General features: G+C 63.9%; 5 protein-coding genes and 1 pseudogene. 1 reads left to right on the forward strand and 5 read right to left on the reverse strand.

What is annotated here, in order from left to right:
• From EN884_RS25950 to EN884_RS25965, 4 genes and pseudogenes are all read right to left on the reverse strand, one after another.
• Window positions 1–432: pseudogene (locus tag EN884_RS25950) on the reverse strand (ABC transporter permease); the annotation flags it as partial.
• Window positions 429–1,367 (reverse strand): ABC transporter ATP-binding protein, encoded by a 939-nt coding sequence (locus EN884_RS25955; RefSeq protein WP_013532239.1) that lies wholly within the window; start codon window positions 1,365–1,367, stop codon window positions 429–431. The gene EN884_RS25955 and the pseudogene EN884_RS25950, both read right to left, overlap by 4 nt.
• Entirely contained in the window at window positions 1,364–2,527 is a 1,164-nt protein-coding gene (locus EN884_RS25960) for an ABC transporter permease (protein ID WP_063167768.1), read from the reverse strand. The genes EN884_RS25955 and EN884_RS25960 overlap by 4 nt, the downstream gene beginning before the upstream one ends.
• Before the next feature lie 55 nt (window positions 2,528–2,582).
• Window positions 2,583–3,494, reverse strand: a complete 912-nt coding sequence (locus EN884_RS25965) for an ABC transporter substrate-binding protein (RefSeq protein WP_013532241.1) — start codon at window positions 3,492–3,494, stop codon at window positions 2,583–2,585.
• A gap of 204 nt (window positions 3,495–3,698) precedes the next feature.
• On the opposite strand from EN884_RS25965, the gene EN884_RS25970 reads away from it, so the two are divergent.
• The gene (locus EN884_RS25970; protein WP_013532242.1) at window positions 3,699–4,271 is read left to right on the forward strand and encodes an NADPH-dependent FMN reductase; all 573 of its coding nucleotides are present in this window, start codon (window positions 3,699–3,701) and stop codon (window positions 4,269–4,271) included.
• Window positions 4,272–4,279: 8 nt separating this feature from the next.
• Here EN884_RS25970 and EN884_RS25975 read toward each other — a convergent pair.
• The coding region (locus tag EN884_RS25975) for an MFS transporter (protein ID WP_164778659.1) at window positions 4,280–4,817 on the reverse strand (538 nt) is incomplete at its 5' end.

Raw genomic sequence — 4,817 nt, forward strand, 5'->3', positions numbered from 1 at the left:
GGCAGGTAGCGTCGTCAGGCCGGTCAGCGCGTTCTCGAAGATCGGCAGCAGGCCATAGAGAAACAGCGCGATCAGTGTCGGCTTCTCGCCGAAGCCGACGGCCGGCACGGCGAGTGCCAGCACCGCCACGGGCGGAAAGGTCTGGCCGATGTTGACCAGGCTGCGCGACAGCGGCAGGAATTCGGCGCCGGCGGGCCTGGTGACCAGGATGGCAAGCGCCACCGCAACGATGGTTGCTGCCACGGTGGCGATCAGAACCGTGCGCAAATGCAGCAATGTCAGCGTCAGCAGGCTGCCCTGGTTGTAGATCACCGGCGCATTGTTTTCGGTCAGCGGCTTCAGCAGCGGCACGAACCAGCCGGGATTGGTGACGAAGGCAACGAGCAGCATCACCAGGGCAAGTCTGAGCAGCGATGGAAGCCAGGCCTTCATGCGGGCCTCGCCGCGCGCTTCACCAGCCCGTCGACGGTGACGCGGCCAAGCGGCTTGCCATCGGCGCCTTTGACCGGCAGCGCCGGCCGGCCCGTCCACAACAATTCGGCCAGCGCGTCACGCTGGCTGGCGTCGCCGGGGATCGCCTCGCCTTCGGCGGAGCCCTTCTCCACGGCATCGCGGACCCGACCGAGCGACAGCAGCCGGAACGGCCTTTCGCTGGCGCCGACCAGGGTCTCGACGAAGGCGCTTGCCGGCTTTGCCAGGATCTCGGCGGGCTTGGCGTATTGCACCAGCTTGCCGGCATCCATGACCGCGATCTTGTCGCCCATATGCACGGCCTCTTCCATGTCGTGGGTGACCAGGATGATGGTGGTGCCGAAGCGCTTCTGGATCGCCAGCAGATCTTCCTGCGCCTTGTTGCGGATGATCGGGTCGAGGGCGCCGAACGGTTCGTCCATCAACAGCACGTTGGGCTCGGCGGCGAGCGCGCGGGCAACGCCGACGCGCTGTTGCTGGCCGCCGGACAGTTCGTGCGGATAGCGCGGCCCGAAGGCTTCGGGGTCAAGCTGATAGAGCGTCATCAGTTCGTCGACCCGGGCCTTGATGCGGTCCTTGTCCCAACCGAGCAGCACCGGCACGGTGGCAATGTTCTGCGCCACCGTGCGATGCGGGAACAGGCCGTGGCCCTGGATGGCGTAGCCGATGCTGCGGCGCAGCTCATAGCCGGGCAGCGAACGATTGTCGGCGCCGTCGAGCTTGATGATGCCCGAGGTCGGCTCGACCAGCCGGTTGATCATGCGCAGCAGCGTCGTCTTGCCGGACCCGGACGTGCCGACAATGACGGCGATGGTGCGCGGCTCGATGACCATCGACACGTCATCGACCACGGTCGTCGCGTCATAGCGCTTGGTAATGCCTTCGATCTCGATCATGCCGTTTCAACCCTGCGCCTGGTGGCGGTCATTTCGATCACCGCATCGAGGATGATGGCGGCGGCAAAGGCGAGCGCGACCGTTGGCACCGCGCCGAGCAGCACAAGGTCCATCGCCGTCTGGCCCACACCCTGGAAGACGAATACGCCGAAACCGCCGCCGCCGATCAGCGCGGCAATGGTGGCGAGGCCGATGTTCTGCACCAAGACGATGCGAATGCCGGTCAGGATCACTGGAAAGGCCAGTGGGAACTCGACGCCGAACAGGCGCTGCCTGTCGGTCATGCCCATGCCGCGCGCGGCGTCGTTGGCCGCGCGCGGCACGCCAGCGAGACCGACCACGGTGTTGGCCACCACCGGCAGCAGCGAATAAAGGAACAGCGCGACGAAGGCGGGTGCGGTGCCGATGCCGCGAATGCCGAGCGCGGCAGCCCCCGGCACATGCGTGGCCACCCAGCCGAGCGGCGCGATCAGCAGGCCGAACAGCGCGATCGAGGGAATGGTCTGGATGATGTTGAGCACGTTGAGAACCCCGGCGCGCAGACTTTCGACACGATGGCAGAGAATGCCCAGCGGCAGGCCGACGACCACTGCCGCAAGCAGCGACCCTAGCGCCAGCGTTACATGCTTGGAGCCCTCCGCCCAGAAACTGTCGGCGCGGTTGAAATATTCCTTCAGGATCGACAGATTGTCCCAGCTTCCCGAAATCAACAGCAGCCCGATCGCCAAAGCCGAGACCGCAAGCACGCCAACTCGTGCCAATGGCGACAGGTCCAGCCGTGTCAGCACATCGGCGAGCAAAAGCGTGAAGGCAAAGATCAGAATCCAGAAACCGGAGGCTGGCGAAACTCTCGCAAAGGTGTTGCCCTCCGGCGTGAGGAATGTTCCGGCGACGCCGATCAGCAGCGCGAGCGCGGCAAGCGCCACCACGCTGGCGGCAAGGCGCAGCGAAAGCGGTGTCTTGAACAGCGCGATGAGTGCTGCGGCGACGATCATGACGAGCAGCAGCGTCCCGGTGGTTGCCGGCAGCGCCTCGAGAATCGAGCGCGCCTGGCCGGGGACGATGCGGTTGGCACGGAACGTGGCAAAGGGCGCGGCAAAAGCCGCGTAGGCTGATATAGCGGCGATGACCACGCCGAGCTTGTCGAAGCGGATGTTCACGCCCTCCCCCGTCAGTCGATCCGGCGCGCCACGAAAGCGGCGCGCCGGAATCGTCCTACTTCAGGAAGCCGTTCTTCTTCAAAAAGTCCTCGGCGACGCCCTTGACCGGCTCGCCGCCGACCTGCACGCGACCATTCAGCTCCTGCAGCGTGACGAGGTCGAGCTTGGCGAAGACCGGCTTCAGCAGCGTCTCGATCTCGGGATGTTGCTTCAGCACCGCTTCGCGGATGATCGGCGCCGGCTGGTAGACCGGCTGCACGCCCTTGTCGTCGTCGAGCACGACGAGCCCGGACGGTGCGATGCCGCCATCGGTGCCGTAGACCATGGCCGCATTGGCGCCGTTGGTCTGGTTGGCGGCCGCGGCGATGGTTGCCGCGGTGTCGCCGCCTGAGAGAGTGATCAGTTGGTCCGGCTTCAGCGTGAAGCCATAGGTGGTCTGGAAGGCCGGCAGTGCAGCCGCCGAATTGACGAACTCGGCAGAAGCCGCCAGCACCACCTGACCGCCGCCCGCGACATATTTGCCGAAGTCGGTGAGCGTGGCGAGCTTGTTGGTCTCGGCGACTTCCTTGCGCAGCGCAATCGCCCAGGTGTTGTTTGCGGGCGACGGCGACAGCCAGACGATCTTGTTGGCGTCGTAGTCGAGCTTCTTGGCCGTTTCATAGGCCTTGGCGGCATCCTTCCAGACCGGGTCGTCGGCCTTCTCGAAGAAGAAGGCGGCGTTGCCGGTGTATTCGGGATAGATGTCGATCTCGCCAGCGGTGATCGCCTTGCGCACCACCGGCGTGCCGCCGAGCTGGATGCGGTCCGATGTCTTGATGTTGTTGGCGTTGAGGACGAGCTGGATGATGTTGCCGAGCACGCCGCCCTCGGTGTCGATCTTCGAAGAGACAACCACCTGGGCATTGGCGGAAGCCACCGTGATGCCGAGCGCCAATGCCGCGCCGGCCAGAAACTTGACTGAAAACATTGTGGAACCCCTAGCTATGAACCGAAACGCGATGACCGCATATGAGCATGGCTTCAACGGCCAGTCGGGGCACACGGTTTCATAACAAGGGGGATCAGCGCAATATTTTTGTTCGGAAGGCCGATTTTGAGGCGACGCTGGCGATCTGCTGCCATCTGGCGGATAATGCCATAGGGTGCGGGTGGCAAACACGGAGAGCGTGTCATGGCCATACACAAAGTCGGCTACCTCATCGGAAGTCTTGCCCGGGAATCCATCAACCGCAAGCTCGCGAAGGCGCTCGTTCAACTGGCTCCTCCGGAACTTGAAATGACGGAAATCGCCTTCAGGGATCTGCCTCTTTACAGCTACGATTATGATGCGGATTTCCCGCCGGTCGCCCGGGATTTCAAAAAGGCGATCGCGTCCGTTCAGGCCGTCCTGTTCGTTACCCCGGAGTACAACCGCTCGATCCCTGGCGGATTAAAGAACGCGATCGACTGGGCGAGCCGCCCCTATGGAAAGAATTCATTCGCGCGCAAACCGTCCGCCGTCATCGGAACATCGCCGGGCGCCATCGCAACCGCTGTCGCCCAACAAAGCCTGCGCAGCGTTCTGAGCTTCTGCAACTCACCCCAGATGAATGCGCCGGAAGCCTATATCCAGTTCACGCCGGGACTGATAACGGACGACGGCGAAGTGACGGTCGAATCCACCGAGGACTTCCTGCGCAACTACATGGCTGAGTTCCATATGTTCATAGCGAGGGTGCTTCAGGTGTTGCCGCCGGACGCATAGGTTTGGCGTCAAGCCGGGCGCGCGCTCGTCACCTTCAGCGCGCCCAGCGCCACGAAGCACAGGACGGTGACCGGAAAGACTATCCAGTTCAGCATCTCCCAGCCCCAGGCGTTGTAGACCATGCCCGACATCAGTGAGGCGCAGGCGACGGAGCCGAACAGGACGAAGTCGTGGAAGCCTTGCACCTTGCCCTTTTCCGACGGCCGGTAGGTGGAGGCCACCATTGCGGTCGCGCCAATGAAGCCGAAGTTCCAACCAAGGCCCAGCAGGATCAGCGACGTCCAGAACTGCCACAGCGCCAGGCCCGACAGAGCGACAATGGCGCAGCCGATGAGCAGGATCAGGCCGGTGGTCACAATGCGTTCGGCGCCGAAGCGATGGATCAGCGAGCCGGTGAAGAAGCTTGGCGCAAACATCGCCATGACGTGCCAGGAGATGCCGAGCGTCGCGTCGGTCTCCGACAGTCCGCAGCCGACCATGGCCAGCGGTGCGCCCGTCATGACGAAGCTCATCAGCGCGTAGCTGCCGACCGCACAGAAAAGCGCG

The organism is Mesorhizobium sp. M7A.F.Ca.AU.001.01.1.1, from assembly GCF_004022735.1.
In the GTDB taxonomy this organism is placed as follows: Bacteria; Pseudomonadota; Alphaproteobacteria; order Rhizobiales; family Rhizobiaceae; genus Mesorhizobium; species Mesorhizobium ciceri.

Excerpts from the sequence above, each read along its gene's own strand:
- EN884_RS25955 (WP_013532239.1), bottom strand. The coding sequence starts at position 1,367 with ATGATCGAGATCGAAGGCATTACCAAGCGCTATGACGCGACGACCGTG.
- EN884_RS25965 (WP_013532241.1), bottom strand. The coding sequence starts at position 3,494 with ATGTTTTCAGTCAAGTTTCTGGCCGGCGCGGCATTGGCGCTCGGCATC.
- EN884_RS25970 (WP_013532242.1), top strand. The coding sequence starts at position 3,699 with ATGGCCATACACAAAGTCGGCTACCTCATCGGAAGTCTTGCCCGGGAA.